Here is a 17,831-nt window from a genome sequence, read left to right as displayed (position 1 = left end):
GCTCGGACGCTGCCGCCGCCTCGCAAAGGACTGGGAGAAATCCATCGAAAGCGCGACCGCCTTCGCTCATATCGCCAGCATCCGCATGCTCACACGCCGCATCGCAAGACATTGCAAACCCGCGTGAACTTTTGAATCCGGCTCTTACGTTTCCTCGCTGGGGCGGACGCTCACGAGCGCCAGAGACGATGATGAGCGGGTTCAGCTTTATCTCCCACGAGATAGCTTTCCGGAGCTCGCGGCCGTCCTGGACGGGATGGATGGAAGAGCGATTCCAGGAGCGATGGGCCAACTACTAGGGGACTTCCTGGTGTTGTTGGCGAGGAATGCACCGGCTTGTTCCGGAGCGAATGCGCCGGCTCTACAATCCGCAGTCCGGGGGATGGTGCTTGCCTGTATTGCTCCGTCAAAAGACAGTGCTGCCCAGGCGGCCACCCCGATCGCAGTTGTGCGTAAGGATGGCGTTCGAAAAATAATCGATCAAAATCTCCATAGGCTCGCTTTTGGTCCTGACTTCCTGTGCCGAGAAGCAGGTATGTCGCGTTCCCAGCTTTATCGCCTGTTGGAAGCCGAAGGCGGGGTAAAGAACTATATCCAGCGGCGGCGTCTCAAGAAATGTTATTCCGAGCTATCAAGGGGCACCAATCTCCGCCCCATCGCAGCTATTGGCGAGGAAATGGGGTTTGCAGACCCCTCAGGTTTCACCCGAGCGTTCAAAAAGGAGTTCGGGATGAGCCCGTCAGAGGTTCGAGCCACCCAATCTATGCATTCAATGAGCAGTCTTAACCCGCAGGGTTTGCCAAGGCAGAGAATAAACGGTCTTCGCGACATTCTGGAAAAAATGGCGTGACCGTCCTCTGCATCCCCGAACCACCGATCGCCCGCTGGGGCGGAAAGCGCATCGGATCGCTGCCACGCGAAGCCGATTCCTTCCAGCGGATCGCGGCGCGCGAATTCAACGCAGGTGCGTGCCCGCCCGATCGTCGATAAAATGACGGCGTAGGAGCGCGACGCAGCGGTCCAAGTCCCAGAGCCGAAGCGCGGCGGCGGCATGTCGAGGGGATCGACTTCCTCGATGGGCTCCAGGTCGCGCTGGCGTTCGGCGTGGTTCAGGGCCGTTACAGACTTGGCCAGGCCAATTGTGTTCTCCAGGTGACTTGCCGCGGCCGTCTTGCTTGTTCCGCCTGCGCCGAGTCCGAAGGGATCGCAGGCGGCGAATCATCGCTGGAGCCGCGACCGTTGCAACAGAAGCCATGGAGCAGGCATCTGTTCTCGGCGCGGTTCCCGACTTGTTTATCGCTACCGCATCGGGCGGAGGCCTATCGGCGGGCTGCGCGCTCGCGATCGCTGGTAGCGGTTCCACCATGCTTGCGGTCGAACCATTCGGCTTTGACGAGCTCGCGCGAAGCCTTTCTGCTGGACGTCGGGTGGCCATAGAGGGCCACGCGACATCGATATGCGATGCTCTGCTTGCCCCGATGACAGGCGCGTTGCCCTTCGACATTCATATGCGATCAGGAACCAAAGTGGCCGTGGTCGCAGACAATCACGCCCGCGCCGCAGTATCCGCATTGTATGCGGAGTTCGGCTTGGTGACTGAGCCCGGCGGAGCGCTATCGGTAGCTGCCTTGCTTGCCGAACCAAGTCTGCTGCAAGGCCGCGCCTCAATTGCAGTCGTCAGTGGTCGGAATTTGGATAGGGAGCGATTCATCAGCATGATTTCCGAGGCATGACGGTCGCCCCGGCTTGATTCAGCGCTGAGTTCGTTTCCAGCGATCTTGGAGCCGTTTCCCACGGAACAAGCGCCGGCGATCACCGGATTGTTGCTTTTTGCAAGGCCGAATCCCGAGGGGATTCGTGATGGGCGGTGACGGACCATTGCCGGTTGCGACTGGCGCGAAATGGCAAGACGGGCAGGCTGCCCATGCCCGAAATGCTCGCAACGGAATTCGCCTGCTGATCGCAGACCGATCCGGCCTTCCTCGCCGATCGCAAGGCCGCGAAAGCGGAGGTGAATGCAGTGAACGCGACGCGGGCAAGCGCGATGCCAGATTGCGCTGCCGAGGCGATCGATACGTCGACAAGCCATGTCGCGTTCAGATGTGTCGTTCGGAACGGAGAATTGAATGAAACGGCCTCTTAGTCACCAATTCAGAGCCCGCTGGTTGGGCGTAAGCACGACGCTTCTGATGTTGGGATCGCCCGTGGCAGCCCAGGACTCGCTGCCGTTTCCGCCAACGCCCTCGGGCAGCAAAGCCGGACCGACGATCGCGGAGTCGACCTACAGCCCCCTGCCGGTAAAGTCGCATCTCCCTGCCAGTGCGCCGAACATCGTCGTGATCATGCTCGACGACGTCGGCCCGGCGCTTCCGAGCACCTTCGGCGGCGTGATCGATACACGCACGTTGAGCCGGGTTTCCGGAGACGGGATCACCTATAACCGCTTCCACAATGCCGCGATGTGCTCACCCACCCGAGCGGCGCTGCTGACCGGGCGCAATCACCATCGCGTCGGCTACGGCCAGATCGCCGAACTGGCGAATGACTGGGATGGCTATTCAGGCAGGATCCCGCGCACATCTGCGAGCGCAGCGAAGGTCCTTGGCTATTATGGCTACGCGACGAGCGCCTTCGGAAAATGGCACAATACGCCCGCCAACGAGACCACGGCCGTCGGCCCCTATACGAACTGGCCGGCGGGTCAGGGGATCGGCTTCGACTACTTCTACGGGTTCCTTGCCGGAGAATCCTCGCAATGGGAGCCTGCGGTCGTCGAGAACACGGTCCGGGTGAACCCATCCGAAGGGAAGAAGGACTATCACTTCACCGAAGACATGACCGACAAGGCTGTCTCATGGATGAAGCAGGTCCACGCGCTGACGCCGGATCGACCGTTCTTCATGTATTGGGCCCCCGGCGCCTCCCATGGTCCGCATCACATCTTCAAGGAATGGGCGGACAAATATAAGGGCAAGTTCGACGAAGGCTGGGACGTCATGCGCGAGCGCGTCTTCGCCCGCCAGAAAGAACTCGGCTGGATCCCGAAAGACACCGAGCTGACGCCGCGGCCGAAGACCCTTGCCGCATGGGCCGATATTCCCGAGGAGGAAAAGCCGTTTCAGCGTCGGCTGATGGAGGTGTTCGCCGGATACACCGAGCATGCCGATGCGCAGGCTGGCCGGTTGATCGATGCCCTGGACGAGCTCGGCATTCGCGACAACACGCTGGTCTTCTACATCTGGGGCGATAACGGCTCGAGCGCGGAAGGCCAGAACGGCACGATCAGCGAACTCCTKGCGCAGAATGGCATTCCCTCCGAGATCAAGGACCATATCCGCACCATGAACGAGCTCGGCGGCCTGGACGTGCTCGGATCGCCCAAGGTGGACAACATGTACCATGCCGGCTGGGCCTGGGCCGGCTCCACGCCGCACCGGTCGACGAAGCTGATCGCCGCGCATTTCGGCGGAACGCGCACGCCGCTCGCGGTGTCCTGGCCGAGCCGGATCAAGGCGGACAAGACGCCGCGTCCGCAGTTCCATCACGTCAACGATATCGTGCCGACGATCTACGACATCCTGCGCATCACGCCGCCGAAGCTCGTCGACGGCATCAGCCAGGATCAGCTCGACGGCACCAGCATGACCTATTCCTTCGCCTCCTCGACGGAGCCGGACCGCAAGAAGGAGCAGTATTTCGAGGTCATGGGCAGCCGCTCCTACTACAAGGACGGATGGATCGCTTCGGCATTCGGGCCGCGAGTCCCCTGGCAAACAGGCGTCGATCCTTCGATCATGAAATGGTCGCCGAAGAACGATGTTTGGGAACTCTACGATCTCAAAAAGGATTTCTCGCAGGCGAAGGACGTCGCCGCCGCTCATCCCGGCAAGCTCGATGAGCTGAAGAAGGCTTTCGAGGTGAGCGCGAAAGACAACAAGGTCGATCCGGTTGGCGGCGGGCTATGGTCCGTGATCTTCCACCCGGAAGACGCACCGTCCAATCCCGCCAAGTCGTTCAACTACACGCAGGAGGTCATCGGCGTTCCCGAGTTCACCGCACCGCGGCTCGGATCGCGCAGCAGCCTCGTCACCATCGATGCGGATTTGCAGCCCGGCTCGAAGGGCGTGCTCTACGCGCTCGGCGCCATCTCGGGCGGTGTCGCCTTGTGGGTCGAGAACGGGAAGCTCAACTACGAGTACAACCTGTTCGAGATCGAACGGACACGGCTGGAAACGTCCGCCCCGCTCCCGACCGGAAAGGTCAAGATCGAGGTCGAAACACGCAAGGCCAGCGGTGTCCGTCCTGCGCCTCTCGACATCATCATCCGCGTGGACGGCAAGGAGGTCAGCAAGGGGCGTGTTCCACGCTCGGCAGCGCTGACCTTTACCGCCAATGACGCCTTTGACGTCGGCCGGGACAGCTATTCCCCCGTCTCATTTGCGTATTTCGACCGCAAGCCCTTCGCCTTCAATGGCACGATCCGGCATCTGAAGGTCGACTATCTGGACTGAGCGCCGACCAGCTGGAGGCGGCGAACACGATCTTCGCCGCCTCCTTTCAAGTTCCGACAGCGCGGAAACTCCACTCTCCAGAGCCGGGCGGAGGCACATTCTGGCCGAAGCCGCTGCTGACTCACGAACGGGAAATTCGATGATGAGACGACTTGCTTTTGTTTTTGCCGCTGCACCTTCGACGCTGCTGGCCCCGGCCCAAACGGAATTGAGCGCCCATATATTCAAAGGACAGGAAGCGACTAAAATGCTCGTAAAGATGGTTCTGGCCTCCATGAGTGTCGCGTTCCTCGCCCTGACATCGTTCGGGGCGCGCAGGCCATGCCGATGTCATCCGCCCTTTCACAGGCAAGGGCTTACGGCGTCACAAAGGTCGCGGGCGGATGCCGGTGTCGGCTACTATCGGGGGCCGCTCGGCGGCTGTGTCCGGGTTGGTGGGGGTGTCGTCGTTGCGCCGCGTCCCGTGGTTGTCGCTCCTCGCCCGGTCGTCGTTGCTCCCCCGCCCGTTGTGGTCGCTCCTCGCACGGTCGTTCGCCCGCGCCCCGTCGTCATTGATCGACGGCCGATTGTGATCCGTTAGGTCGTGCCGCGCTCGAGCACATCGGTCTGAAGCGGAAGAAGTAAAATGCATAAATATCTGAACTTCATGGCCCGCTAGTAACAGGCTTAGGATTGCTGGCCGGCCCAGGGGCGGCGCAGGAAAATCCCGTCACGGCCATCGGCATCGCGCTGGAACCGGACGCAACAATGGTCAAACACGCGTAGGCTGCCAATGCCCGCCTACGCGAGGTTTTCCCAAAGGGCTACGCATTGGATGCAACGCACCGCCCGCACATCACGATGCTGCAGCGGTTCGTCCAGACGGCAGCCCTCGACAAAGTCTACGCTGCGGTTGGCGATGTCCTTGCCATTGAGAAACCACCTGGATTGGCGCGCCATTCTCCAACGCGATGACCAAGGTCACGTTGTTCCGCTCCGCTGCGGCTTCAGATGGTCGAGCAGATCCATTGGTACAGGAAAGACCACGGTCGAGGATCGCTCTCCCGCGATGTCGTGAAGCGCCGCGAAATAGCGTAACTGCATCGCCTGCGGTTCCTGGGCAAGTATCCGACCTGCCTCGACCAGCTTCTCGGCGGCTTGCTGCTCGCCCAGCGCGTTGATCACCTTCGCGCGCCGAAGTCGTTCCGCCTCGGCCTGCTTGGCGATGGCGCGCACCATGTTTTCATTGAGATCGATATCCTTGATCTCAATGTTGGTGACCTTGATGCCCCAGGCGTCGGTTTGCTGATCGAGAATCTCCTGGATGTCGGCGTTGAGTCTGTCCCGCTCCGCGAGCATCTCGTCCAGTTCATGTTTTCCAAGCACCGAGCGCAGTGTGGTCTGTGCCAGCTGGCTGGTCGCTATCATAAAATTTCCGACTTTGATGATTGCGCGCTCGGGATCGATGATGCGGAAGTATAGAACGGCGTTTACCTTGACGGAGACGTTATCGCGGGAAATCACGTCCTGCGGCGGCACGTCCTGAACCATCACCCTGAGATCGACTTTCACCATCTGCTGGACGAACGGAATCAGAATGATGAGGCCCGGGCCTTTCACGCCGGAGAAGCGTCCGAGCGTGAAGATGATACCGCGCTCGTATTCCCGCAGGATGCGAATGGCCGAAGAGAAGAATACGATCACGGCGATCGCGAGCAGTGCATAGATCAAATAATCGAGCATCACCGCGCACCTCCTTCGCCGGCGGTCAGTCCCGGCCGCCGACGCACCATCAGCGTCAGATCCATGATGCTAGCCACCTCGACCATCTCTCCTGGTCTGAAGGCTTCCGCGCTGCGTGCTTGCCAGCGCTCACCCTGTGTGAAGACGTGGCCTTCTCTGTCAGCCCAGTCGAGGACCTCGGCGGACAGGCCGCGCATGGCTTGTGCACCGACACGTGCAGGACCTTTGCGGGCTCGCCTGAGCGAACTGAATATGACGACAATCAGGCCAATGAACATCGCCGCCGCGATGCCAATGACCCACCATGACAAGCGATATCCCGGTGCTTCGACTTTGAAGAGCATCATCGCTCCGAGCACGAAAGCGATGATCCCACCGATGCCGACGATCGCAGTCGGAGTGAAGGCCTCGATCGTGAAGAGTGCGATCCCCAGCAGCATCAGCGCGAGGCCGGCATAGTTGATCGGMAGCATGTTGAGGGCATAGAGACCCAGCAGCAGACAAATCGTGCCGACCACCCCCGGCGCGATGGCGCCGGGAGACGCGAATTCGAAAATCAGACCGTAGACGCCGACCAGCAGAAGAATGAAGGCGACGTTGGGGTCGGCGATGACCGACAGAAATTGCGAGATCCATCCGGGATCGAGCGCCCCGATCGTTGCATCCTTCGTCGCCAGATGCCGGGTTTCGCCACCCGCAATTTCCACGACGCGACCATCGATTTGCTTGAGCAGCTCAGTCGGGTTGCGCGCGATGAGATCGATGACATTCGCCTGCAACGCAGCGCTGGCGGAAAGGCTGGCTGCCTCGCGGACAGCTTTCTCGGCCCAATCGGCGTTGCGTCCGCGCAACTCGGCCAGACTGCGGATTGAGGCGACGGCATCGTTCGTCATCTTCGCCGTCATCGCATCCGTCGGCTCTGTTTGCTGGGCGCTATCTTTCTTGTCCTTGCCGTCCTTGTCGGTGGGTTTGCTCGGCAGACCGGGTACCGGACTGCCGATCTGTACCGGCGTCGCCGCGCCGAGATTGGTGCCCGGCGCCATTGCTGCGATGTGCGTCGCATAGAGGATATAGGTGCCCGCGCTGGCCGCGTGGGCGCCGGAAGGAGAGACGTAACCGACGACAGGAATGGACGAGGCCAGCACGTCTGCGATGATCTCGCGCATGCTGGTCGCGATGCCGCCCGGTGTGTTCAGACGCAGAATGACAACTTCGGCGCGTCGTTCGTTTGCCTTGGCCAGAGCGTCTTTCACGTAACCGGCCGTCGCCGGTCCGATCGCGCCGTCGACGGAAATGATCAATGCAGCTCTGCTGTTTTCCCCCGTCGCCGCGGCGGAAAGGGGAGAGAAGGCCAAAGCGGCGGCTGCAATTGCCGCGACAAGGGTCGCCTGTACCGTCTGCACAGCAAGGACTCCCTTAATCAAAGTGATATGGGGGATGTCTCCGACGACCTCAATATGATCGCGATTGCCAATCCGCAGTTCGCCGGCCGATAGCGGACGCGAGAGCCGCTGGAGATGACAGGCGGCGCGATCGGCTGATCCGGGTCTGCTCCCAAGAGTTCGAAGCAGCTTCACTCGTTCCACGGTCCCGGCGACAGAGCTTTGAGCATCCGCGTCGCGTCGCCTTGACGCGCGATCCTGATCACGAAGCAAGCGGCAGGCGTCCCTCATTTCCGCTATAATTGGACCATGACGATCGGGATCGCCGGACCCGGACGGAAGGCGCCACGGCAGAACGCCGTGGTCAGGCTCGTCATTGCGGCCGTCGTCGTCGGGGTTTGCCTTGTCCTGCTCGGGCTCGCGAGTGACTGGCTGGTCGATTGGCTGTGGTTTTCCTCGATCGGTTATCTGCAGGTCTTTTGGACAACAATCGAAGCTGAAGCTGTCGTCTTCTTTGCTGTCTGGACGGCGACTGCCGTCGTTCTTTGGCTCAACGGATGGCTGGCCGTGCGTTTTGCCCGGCGGCCGCCGATACAGGCTGTCGCCGGCCTCACGTGGCAACCCCCGGGCACCGTGCTGCTGCCCGATCTGCTCGCGCTCGCGCGCGATCGATTGCCCTGGCCCTGGGTTGTTGCAGGCGGTGCTGGTTTGCTCGCGCTGCTCGTCGCCGCGGCGGAAGCCGGCAATTGGGGCATCTTCCTGCGGTTTCTCTATCAGGTGCCATATGGCGCAGACGACCCGCTCTACAACAAGGACATCGGCTTCTATCTCTTCTCATTGCCTGCCTATTTCCTCCTCAAGAACTGGATGTTGCTCACGCTTGTTTTGAGCGCGCTCTTCGCCGGAACGATCTACTGGGTGCACGGCGAGATCGAATACGACGTGCCGCGGCGATCAATATCGCCGACAGTGATCGCTCACGGCTCGGCAGTGCTCGGTCTTCTCTTCGCGGTGAAGGCTTGGTCCTATGGTCTCGACCGCTATCTGCTGCTCTATGGCGATAACGGCGTGGTCGTCGGCGCCAGTTACGCCGATGTCCATGTGGGGCTACCGGGCCTGTGGCTTTTGATCGGGTTTTCGATCATCGCGGCGTTCGCCGCGTGGGTAAACCTCTGGATGCGTACCTACTGGCTTCCTGCCACAGCGTTCATGCTCGTTGCCATCGGCTCAGTCGTGCTGTCAGGTGCAGCCCCCGCGCTGTTCCGGCAGTTCTTCGTCAGACCAAGCGAGTTGCAGCTGGAGAAGCCTTATATCGAACGCAACATCGCGTTCACACGGCAGGCCTATAATCTTGATCAGATCGCAGCCAAGCCGTTTGCCGCGGAACAGAAGCTATCTCTCGACACGCTAGCGGCCAACAAGGCGACAATCGAAAATATCAGGCTGTGGGACCAACTGCCCTTGTCGGATACTTACGCGCAGCTGCAGGAGATTCGCACCTACTACAAATTCCATGATCCTGACGTTGATCGCTACTGGCTCGATGGTTCCTACCAAAGCGTGATGCTTTCGGCTCGCGAGCTACGACCCTCGTTGCTGCCGCCGAATGCCCAGACATGGGTCAACCGCCACGTGCTGTTTACTCACGGCAACGGCGCGGTGATGAGCCCGGTCACCCGAAAGAGTACCGAAGGACTACCCGTCCTCTATTTGCGGGATATCCCACCCGTCGCAGACGGAGGTCCCAAAATCCTCGAGCCGCGCATCTACTACGGCGAGGAGAGCGACAGTTACGTCATTGTCAAGGGAAGCACACCGGAGTTCGATTATCCCAAGGGCAAAGACAATGTCTATGCAGCCTATGACGGCACCGGTGGCGTTCCGATCGGAGCGATGGCGAGCAGAATGCTGTTCGCCTATTATTTCAACGACCCGAACCTGCTCCTCTCAAGCTATATCACTGCCGATAGCCGGATCATGATCCGCCGCAACATCCAGGAACGGGTGCGAACGATCGCTCCGTTTCTCCGGCTCGATCATGATCCCTATCTGGTCATCAGCAATGGGCGGATGCTCTGGATGCAGGATGCCTACACGACGAGCTCCTATTTCCCCTATGCGCAGCCTGCGCAAGATGGCGATCTCAACTACATTCGAAATTCGGTGAAGGCTGTTGTCGATGCTTACAGCGGGGCCGTCGATTTCTACCTGATGGATCCCGGTGATCCGATTGCCGCGACCTACCAGCGCATCTTTCCGGGCCTGTTCAAGCCGTTCGCGGCCATGCCTTCAGACCTGCAGAAGCATATTCGCTATCCGGAGGACCTGTTCCTGGTTCAGGCGCGGCTCTATCAAACCTACCACATGGAGGCGGCCGACGTTTTCTATAACCGCGAAGATCTTTGGCAATTCCCCCTGCAACCGGGGGGCGGCGGCACCGCGATGATGACGCCCTATTACATCATCATGAGGCTGCCCGGAGAATCGCATGCTGAGTTTTTCCTCATGCTCCCGATGGTGCCCAGCCGCCGCGACAACATGATCGCGTGGCTCGCCGCGCGCTGCGATGGTCCGGGCTATGGCAAGCTGATCGTTTACGAATTTCCCAAGGAGAAGCTTGTCTACGGGCCGTTCCAGATCGAAGCGCGGATCAATCAGAGTACCGAGATCTCCCAACAAATCACGTTGTGGAACCAGATGGGTTCGCGGGTGATCCGCGGTGCGAACTTGCTCGTAATCCCGATCGAGAACTCGATCCTTTATGTATCGCCACTCTATTTGCGAGCGGAGCACGGACATCTGCCGGAGCTGAAACGTGTGATCGCAGCCTACGGTGAACACGTGGTGATGAAGGAAACACTCGCCGAGGCCTTGTCGGCGCTATTCATAGATCCGGGTGCTGCGCCGGCAGCTTCGCGCGCGACAGAGGGGATGCCCGGGACAAGGCCAGCGCCAAGTCAAGTACGGGAGGCGCTTGATCGCTACAATCAAGCAATGGAGCGACTGAAGTCCGGAGATTGGAAAGGTTTCGGTACCCAGTTCGATGCAATGCGCGGGATTTTGGAGGAAATGAACCGGGATTCCACCGGCCACTAATGCTTCGAATTCGCTGTTTTTGCGTGGGCTTCGGCCCGGAGCATTGGACATTGCGAACGCGGAGGTCGCGCACCTGGCTGCTGCGGGGAGGACGCCATGTATCAACACATTCTGGTTCCGACTGACGGTTCACCCTTGTCCGCCGCAGCCGTCGAGCAGGCCACGCAGCTTGCCAAGTCGGTCAGGGCCCGACTGACATTGCTCGCTGTAACGGAGCCCTTTCACATCTTCGCCTCTGAACCCGGCAGGGCGGTCGCGACGCTGGAGGACTACCAAGAGCTCACCGAAGCGCGAGCCCAGCAGTATCTCACCGCCGCCCAAGAGAAGGCTACGGCCGCGGACATACGTTGCGACGCCATTCAGGTCGAGAACGAACACCCCTATCAGGCCATTATCGACACCGCTGTTGCGCGAGGCTGTGACCTGATCGCCATGGCATCGCACGGCCGCCGCGGCATCGCTGCGATTGTGCTCGGCAGCGAGACCGTAAAGGTTCTGACCCATTCCAAGATTCCCGTTCTTGTTTATCGCTGAGCGCCCGGATCGCCGCCGAGAGCCGCGACGATCGCTGCCACAAGCGACAGGAAGGTGAAGGCGATCAAGGCGTTGAAGAGCCAGCTCGTCGCCGAGGCCATGGCGATGCCGGATTCGCGGATCGCTGTCGGGAATAGCTCCGACATCAGCACATAGGGCAGTGGGCCGAGGCTCAGCGCGAAGGCCGCGATGAAGACTGCGAGCCCTGCGAGGCCGACCCAGGGCCAGCCGAGTTGGGAGGCGACGATGACCGCGGCGAGCCCGATCGCCATCGCACCCGAGCCGAAGATCAGCAGCGGCCTGCGGCCCAGGCGATCGACCATGGCGATGGCCGCGATCGTGGCGAGGACATTGACAAGGCCAAGGCCGAAGGTCGCGGCCAGTGCGGCGGTTCCGGCGGAGAAGCCGAGCTCCTGGAAGATGCGGGGGGCGTAGTAGAGGATGCCGTCGATGCCGCTCAGGTTCTGCAGCACGAAGAGGGCGCTGCACAGCAGAAGCACAGCGACAGTGCTGCCGCGCCGGAGCAGGGCGCCGCTGCTGGCGCCGGCATGGGAGAGGGCCGGCGGGGTCTCCTGCCATTCATCGGCGAGGCCGAGCGTTCGCGCCGCCTTCAGAACCGCTGCGTGGTCACCCCGCGCCGCCAGCCAGCGCGGGCTTTCGGGCAGCAGCAGGATTGCCAGCAGGCAAAGGCCAATGGGGAGGATGCCGGCGCCGAGCAGGATCGGCCAGGGCACGCGTGCTGCGTAGGCGAGCGTGACGCCATAGGCACCGAGAATGCCAAGGGTGATTGCGAGCTGGAACATCGAGACCATCGCGCCGCGCCGGCGCGCCGGCGTCGTCTCGGCCGCGTACATCGGTACCACCATTGAAAACAGGCCGATGCACAGCCCTGCAAGGCTGCGTCCTGCCAGCAATCCGCCAAGTCCGAACCTGGCCAGGATCAGCGTATAGCCGAGCCCGCCGAGCGCAGCCGCCAGCATGATCGTCCGTCTTCTGCCCCAGCGGGCCGAGATGGGGCCGGCCATGGCGGCGCCGACGAAGCAGCCGAGTACCAGGATCCCGACGACGAGCTGTTCCCCCCGTTCCGAAAGTCCAAACTCTGCCTTTATAAGATCCAGAACGCCGGAGACAGATGCTATACCGAAGCCGAAAGCAGCTCCGCTGGCGAATATGAGCATCAAAATCAAGAATATTGGATCTCGTAATCTGTAAATCCAAATATTTCTAATYATTTCGAATTATTTCCAGAATTAAATGCCGGATTTGTTCTTCTGTTTCATGCTACAAGCGGTGCGTTGGCGAGATCAACATCTTCCCGGATTTGATGGTCTGGCCGCCCCCAAGGCCGACGAGCTGCCTACAGGAGATATTCATGACCGATCTGGCCGAGACAGGATCGCGGATTGGTCAGGAGCGGGCCAATCGGCTCGCGATCGACGGTGGTGTTCCGGTCCGGCGCGAGCCGCTGCCCTGGGAACTGCCTGGGGTGCACTGGATCGGCGAAGAAGAGCGCGAACTGGTCGATCGCGTCGTACGCGCGCGCAGCCCATTCCGCTTCTACGGGCCCGATCCGCAGCATATGGTCGAGACTCTGGAGCGCGAATGGTGTGAAGCCTTCGGACATCGCCACGCGCTCGGGGTGTCGTCGGGGACGGCCGCTCTGACGATTGCGCTGTCGGCGCTTGGGGTCGGCCCGGGCGACGAGGTCTTCGTGCCCGGCTATCTCTGGGTGAGCTGCCTCTCGGCCGTGGTGCGGGTCGGCGCCATTCCCCGCCTGGTCGATATCGACGAGACCTTTTGCATCGATCCCGAAGATCTCCGGCGGAAGATCGGGCCCCAGAGCCGCGCGGTGCTGTGCGTGCATATGAGCGGAGCGCCAGGCCGCATTACCGAGATCGCGGAGATCTGTCGCGCCCATGGCCTGGGGCTGGTCGAGGATTGCGCCCAGGCGGCCGGCGCGCATGTCGGCGGGCGTGCGGTCGGGCGCTTCGGCGATATCGGCATCTTCAGCTTCCAGCTGAACAAGAACATGACCTCTGGCGATGGTGGGATGATCGTCGCTGAAGATGACGCGCTGTTCCGGCGTATCGCGGCACTGCACGACCTCGGCTATCCCCGAAACGAGAAGGGCCGGCTCGACGCATCCGACGAGGCCTGCCAGCTCTGGGGCATGGGCGCGCGTATGTCGGAGCTCGCAGGCGCGATGGCGCTGGCGCAGATGCGCAAATTGTCGCGCATCACCGGCGCGATGCGGGGCTCGAAATGGCGCATTCGCCAGCAGCTTGCGGATCTGCGCGGCATCAGCTTCCGCCATATCCCGGACCCGGCCGGAGATACCGGTCCGTTCCTGCTGATGCTGCTGCCCGATGCCGACCTGGCGCGACGCTTCGTCGATGCGCTGCGCGCCGAGGGAATCGCCGGGCCGCCCGGCAGCCTCGCCTGCATCACCATGCAGGAATGGGGCATGCATTGGTATTTCAACATTCCAAGTCTGGTCCAGCGCCGGTCCAACAGCCGGGACGGCTTCCCCTGGACACACCCCGCCAATGCCTTCGCCGAAGCCTATGATTACGGCGTTGGGGCGTTGCCGCGATGCGACGATTTCCATGCGCGCGGCGCCTTGCTCGCCATCGGCTCGACGCTGACCGAAGCCGACGAAAGCGACATCGTCACTGCATTCCGCAAGGTGGCGAACGGCCTGCTGCCCTGATGCGCGCCATTCCAGATCAACCAAGGCCGAGATGATGATCTATTTCATAGCCGCCATCGCAGGCATTGCCGGATTCCTGTTCGGCTTCGACGAGGGTGTCATCGCCGGCGCGCTGCATCTTCTGCGCGGCGAATTCGCGATCAGCCCGTTCGACGAGGGGCTGATGACCGCTGCCGTCCCGCTCGGCGCGCTGGGCGGGGCGCTGCTGGCCGGGCGCACCACCGAAACCTATGGCCGCCGTGCCCTGCTGCTGGTCGCCGCGGTGCTGTTTGCTGCGGGGGCGCTGTTCTCAGCCGCGGCTGGCGCGGTCTGGATGCTGACGGCGTCGCGTCTGCTGCTCGGTCTGGCCGTCGGTATCGCCGCGATGGTGGCGCCGCTCTACATTTCCGAGAGCGCGCCTGCCGAGAAGCGTGGCATGCTCGTCTCGATCTATCAGCTGGCGATCACGCTCGGCATTCTCGGTGCCTATGTCGTCGACTTCGCATTCGCGGAGTCCTGGCGGCTGATGTTCCTGATGGGGGTCCTGCCTGCGCTCGCCCTGCTGATCGGCATGTATCGCATGGGCGACACGCCGCGCTGGCTCGCCCTCAAGGGCCGCACCGAAGAGGCGCGTCTGGCGATCGCGCGGATTCGCGACCTTGCGCCTCAGGATCCCGCGGTCGATGCCGAACTGGCGAGCATCCGGCAGGCGGTGCAGCAGCGGACGAGGCCCGGCACCTGGGCGGACTTGCTCAGCCCGTCGGTTCGCCCGGCGCTGGTGGTCGGCATGGGGTTGTTCTTCCTGCAGCAGCTCAGCGGCATCAATGCCGTGATCTATTATGCGCCGACGGTCTTCAAGGAATCGGGTTTCAACTCGACCTCGACCCAGATCTTGGCGACGGTMGGGATCGGCATCGTCAATGTCGCGATGACCTTCGTCGGAATGTATCTGATCGACCGGATCGGACGGCGTCGGCTGCTTTTCATCGGCTTTGCCGGAACGGCCCTCAGCCTCGGCATGATCGCCATCGCGGCGGCGACCGACGCGGAGGCGCTGGATATCCTCGCGACGATCGGCCTCGTGCTCTATGTCGCGGCCTTCGCAGCCAGCATCGGTCCCTTGCCCTGGGTGATGATGTCCGAGATCTTCCCGCTCAAGGTCCGAAGTCTCGGCATGAGTGTGGCTTCGCTCGCCAACTGGGCCTTCAACTTCCTGGTCGTGTTCTCCTTCCCCATGCTCGTCAGCAGCTTCGGTCTTGGCGGGGTTTTCGCGGTCTATGCGCTGGTTTGCGCGGCCGGGCTGGTCTTCACCTATCTGCTGGTCCCGGAGACCAATGGTGTCTCGCTTGAAGAGATCGAGCGACATCTGGAATCGGGGCGGCCGTTCCGGACGCTCGATCCGGCCCCGGTTCGGATCGTGACGGCATGAGCCTCATGCCGCCGGTTCTCGACAGGCAGCCGCAGGAGCACGTCGATGCAGCCGGAGAGGCTGCCTCCCAAGATGCGGAGCGGTTGATGGCCGCACTGATCGGGCTCAGTCCCTATCGCGCGGTCCTGCTTCCGCTTCTGACCGACATCACGCGGATTGCACGAGCCAACCGGCAGATCGGGGCGGCGCTCGTAGCGGTCGAGCAGCGCGCCGATTTCGCGCAGACGGGGCGCTTGCGCCGCGCCGATCTCGGCCCCGACCGGACCGCGCTCTTCGGCTTCCTCGAGTACATCCGCTTCGCCTCGCCGGATTTCTTGCGCTCAGTCGGGGAATGGCCCGTGGGAGGCCTGCGTGACCGAGGCTGAATTCTGCGATGTCGTGGTCGTCGGCACCGGGGCCGGCGGCGGCATTCTCGCCCATAAGCTCGCCAAATCCGGCTTGCGCACCATCTCGCTCGAGCATGGCGCGATGCTGCCGGAGGACCATTTCRGGACGACACTGCCGCCCGGCGTGACCAGGGATTTCGGCATCGATCCAAGCACGACCTGGCCCAGCGATCCGCATGACAGCCTCTTCGTCCACCCGCTCTTTGCCGATGGTACTGTTGGCTCGACGGCACGGCCGAAGGAGGGGTTCCGGCATTTCCAGGTCCTGGCCGTCAACGGGCTGCAGAATCTCTGGAACGGCGTCAGCGTCCGGTTTTCGGCGGATGACTTCAAATCCTGGCCGTTCTCCTATGCCGATCTGGCCCCGCATTACGGCGCCGTCGAGCGCCTGATCGCCGTTTGCGGCACGAAGGAGGGCCTGCCGGATCTGCCGGACGGCGACTATCTGCCACCGAAGCCGTTGCGCCCGGCCGACCGGCTGGTCGTCAACGCGGTCAAGTCGCTGAACGACGCGCATTCCCATGCCATTCCGAACCGCAAGGCGATCAACACGCGGGCTGGAACCCCGACATCCTGCATCTCGACGGGGATGTGTACCTCGGGCTGCCCGGTCGGCGCGGTCTATAAATTCTCGACGCGGCTGCTGCCGCAGATCATTGACCTGCCGAACTACGAGCTGCGGACCCAGGCAAAGGTGGTTCGCCTGCTCCGCGATGGCAGCAGCCGGCGGATCGATGGGGTCGAGTATCTCGACCTGGCGACCGGCGAGCGGCGGCTTCTGCGTGCCGGCGTCGTCGTGCTGGCCGCGGGAGCGCTCGAGACGCCGCGCATCCTGTTCAATTCGGCCGATGACGCCGATCCCGCCGGCCTCGGCAACCGGCATGGGCGCGTCGGGGCAGGGCTGCAGGACAATCCCAAGGTCRTGCTTTCCACCTCCCTGCTGAAGCTCTGGGGCAAGCGCCGCGATTACGACCTCGGCTATGGCGATCTGCTGATCCTGCTGTCGCAGGGCAAGCTTGCGAATGGCGCGCCTTTCCCCTTCATCGGCCATRCCATCCACAGCGCGCCTGACGTGCCGCATTATCTGACCGCGATGCGCGGCTTTCCGCCCTTCCTGAAGGAACGGCTCGCGCGGATGATGTTCCACAGCTACGTCACGCTCGGCCTGTTCTGCCAGGGCGAGGCGACGCCCGGAAACCGGGTGCGTCCGGGCCGGAGCGTCGATGCCTATGGTGTCCGGCAGGTCGAGGTCGATTTCACCATTCCTGCAGCGAGCCATCAGATGATGGACGCGATGACAGTCTGGGGCAGGCGCGTGCTGCGGCGGGCCTCCGCCACGATGATCTACGCCAGCCGCGACAACAGCGGCACCGGCATCCATTATGCCGGCACCACGGCCATTGCGCAGGATCCGCGACGCGGCGTTGTCGATGCCGACCTGAAGAGCCATGACATCGACAACCTCTATATCTGCGATGGCGGGGTCATTCCTGAGCTCCCCGACAAACACTTGACGCTGACGATCATGGCGCTGGCCGACAGATTGGCTGGCCATCTGGTCAAGGTCGCGAAGCAGCAGCAGGTCACGGCGTGACGCCCGAGGTCGTGGCGAGAGAAATCGGGGACAGGAGCCGCTGCTCCTCCGATCAGAATGAGGCTGCGCGGTGAGTAGGAGGGATGCGCTTGCGCTCTGCTCATCTTGTGCGCAGCCTCAAACGGAATGTCGCCCGGGTTGATTCATGCTCCGCACGATCGCGCTATTTGTCTTGCTGGCCCTCGTGCCAGGACTTGCATTCGCGTCCCAGTGTCCCGCTGAACGCCCGATGCCGCTTGTGCCGGCCGACGCTGCCCTTTGCGCTGCGCTCGACCGGGATATGCGCAGGCCCGGTGCCTTTCCTCTCGATGTCTACCAGGAAAAGCTCGGCCGCTATCTCGGCGCCTTCTGCCACCGCAACCTCGCCGCGGGGTGGCGCGTCGACAAAATGGTTCGCGATACCGGGCCGTTCACCGCAACCCTGCGCAACGACAAGACCAGCGGCAATTACCATGGCACCCATGCACCGGTGGTCATCTGGTACTCTC

Annotated in this window: 13 protein-coding genes and 1 pseudogene; 11 read left to right on the top strand and 3 right to left on the bottom strand. The window is 62.3% G+C overall.

Annotation, left to right across the window (positions count from 1 at the left end; genetic code table 11):
• The 4 genes and pseudogenes from AC1D34_RS26125 to AC1D34_RS26110 all read left to right on the top strand — a co-directional run.
• A pseudogene (locus AC1D34_RS26125) lies at positions 1-127 on the top strand (IS5/IS1182 family transposase); the annotation flags it as partial.
• 255 nt (positions 128-382) lie between these two features.
• Positions 383-850: a helix-turn-helix domain-containing protein gene (locus tag AC1D34_RS26120; protein ID WP_476825756.1), complete on the top strand. Its 468-nt coding sequence runs from the start codon at positions 383-385 to the stop codon at positions 848-850.
• A gap of 289 nt (positions 851-1,139) precedes the next feature.
• Complete coding sequence (locus tag AC1D34_RS26115; protein WP_476825755.1) at positions 1,140-1,733, top strand: pyridoxal-phosphate dependent enzyme; 594 nt, start codon at positions 1,140-1,142, stop codon at positions 1,731-1,733.
• A gap of 393 nt (positions 1,734-2,126) precedes the next feature.
• Complete coding sequence (locus tag AC1D34_RS26110; protein WP_476825754.1) at positions 2,127-4,511, top strand: arylsulfatase; 2,385 nt, start codon at positions 2,127-2,129, stop codon at positions 4,509-4,511.
• A 960-nt stretch (positions 4,512-5,471) separates the two neighbouring features.
• On the opposite strand, the gene AC1D34_RS26105 is transcribed toward AC1D34_RS26110, so the two are convergent.
• Together AC1D34_RS26105 and AC1D34_RS26100 are read right to left on the bottom strand one after the other, a co-directional pair.
• Positions 5,472-6,236, bottom strand: a complete 765-nt coding sequence (locus AC1D34_RS26105; protein WP_441488072.1) for a slipin family protein — start codon at positions 6,234-6,236, stop codon at positions 5,472-5,474.
• A complete protein-coding gene (locus AC1D34_RS26100; protein WP_476825757.1) occupies positions 6,233-7,636 on the bottom strand; it encodes an NfeD family protein in 1,404 nt (467 codons plus the stop codon). Before AC1D34_RS26100 ends, AC1D34_RS26105 begins: the two co-directional genes overlap by 4 nt.
• Before the next feature lie 288 nt (positions 7,637-7,924).
• Between AC1D34_RS26100 and AC1D34_RS26095 the strand changes: the two genes are divergently transcribed.
• Both AC1D34_RS26095 and AC1D34_RS26090 read left to right on the top strand, forming a co-directional pair.
• The gene (locus AC1D34_RS26095; protein WP_476825753.1) at positions 7,925-10,711 is read left to right on the top strand and encodes a UPF0182 family membrane protein; all 2,787 of its coding nucleotides are present in this window, start codon (positions 7,925-7,927) and stop codon (positions 10,709-10,711) included.
• A 135-nt stretch (positions 10,712-10,846) separates the two neighbouring features.
• Positions 10,847-11,245 carry a universal stress protein gene (locus AC1D34_RS26090; RefSeq protein WP_441488074.1) on the top strand — a complete coding sequence of 133 codons (399 nt, stop codon included), beginning with the start codon at positions 10,847-10,849 and terminating at the stop codon, positions 11,243-11,245.
• Here the strand turns inward: AC1D34_RS26090 and AC1D34_RS26085 are convergent.
• Positions 11,236-12,423, bottom strand: a complete 1,188-nt coding sequence (locus tag AC1D34_RS26085; RefSeq protein WP_476825752.1) for a sugar porter family MFS transporter — start codon at positions 12,421-12,423, stop codon at positions 11,236-11,238. The genes AC1D34_RS26090 and AC1D34_RS26085 overlap by 10 nt on opposite strands.
• 194 nt (positions 12,424-12,617) lie before the next feature.
• On the opposite strand from AC1D34_RS26085, the gene AC1D34_RS26080 reads away from it, so the two are divergent.
• The 5 genes from AC1D34_RS26080 to AC1D34_RS26060 form a co-directional block, all read left to right on the top strand.
• Positions 12,618-13,955 carry a DegT/DnrJ/EryC1/StrS family aminotransferase gene (locus tag AC1D34_RS26080; protein WP_441488076.1) on the top strand — a complete coding sequence of 446 codons (1,338 nt, stop codon included), beginning with the start codon at positions 12,618-12,620 and terminating at the stop codon, positions 13,953-13,955.
• 34 nt (positions 13,956-13,989) lie between these two features.
• Entirely contained in the window at positions 13,990-15,363 is a 1,374-nt protein-coding gene (locus AC1D34_RS26075; RefSeq protein WP_476825751.1) for a sugar porter family MFS transporter, read from the top strand.
• Positions 15,360-15,728, top strand: coding sequence for a hypothetical protein (locus AC1D34_RS26070; protein WP_441488078.1), 369 nt, complete (start codon positions 15,360-15,362; stop codon positions 15,726-15,728). Before AC1D34_RS26075 ends, AC1D34_RS26070 begins: the two co-directional genes overlap by 4 nt.
• Positions 15,715-17,343, top strand: a complete 1,629-nt coding sequence (locus AC1D34_RS26065) for a GMC oxidoreductase (protein WP_476825750.1) — start codon at positions 15,715-15,717, stop codon at positions 17,341-17,343. The genes AC1D34_RS26070 and AC1D34_RS26065 overlap by 14 nt, the downstream gene beginning before the upstream one ends.
• Positions 17,344-17,572: 229 nt before the next feature.
• Positions 17,573-17,831, top strand: a 259-nt coding sequence (locus tag AC1D34_RS26060) for a hypothetical protein (RefSeq protein ID WP_476825749.1), incomplete at its 3' end; no start/stop codon positions are given.

It is taken from the genome of Allobosea sp. P1_A7 (genome assembly GCF_056406775.1).
This window is presented reverse-complemented; position numbering and strand designations above follow the sequence as displayed.

Bases quoted from the DNA above. Each gene is read 5' to 3' on its own strand.
- AC1D34_RS26080 (WP_441488076.1), top strand. From the start codon at position 12,618: ATGACCGATCTGGCCGAGACAGGATCGCGGATTGGTCAGGAGCGGGCC.
- AC1D34_RS26070 (WP_441488078.1), top strand. From the start codon at position 15,360: ATGAGCCTCATGCCGCCGGTTCTCGACAGGCAGCCGCAGGAGCACGTC.
- AC1D34_RS26085 (WP_476825752.1), bottom strand. From the start codon at position 12,423: ATGCTCATATTCGCCAGCGGAGCTGCTTTCGGCTTCGGTATAGCATCT.
- AC1D34_RS26120 (WP_476825756.1), top strand. From the start codon at position 383: ATGGTGCTTGCCTGTATTGCTCCGTCAAAAGACAGTGCTGCCCAGGCG.
- AC1D34_RS26095 (WP_476825753.1), top strand. From the start codon at position 7,925: ATGACGATCGGGATCGCCGGACCCGGACGGAAGGCGCCACGGCAGAAC.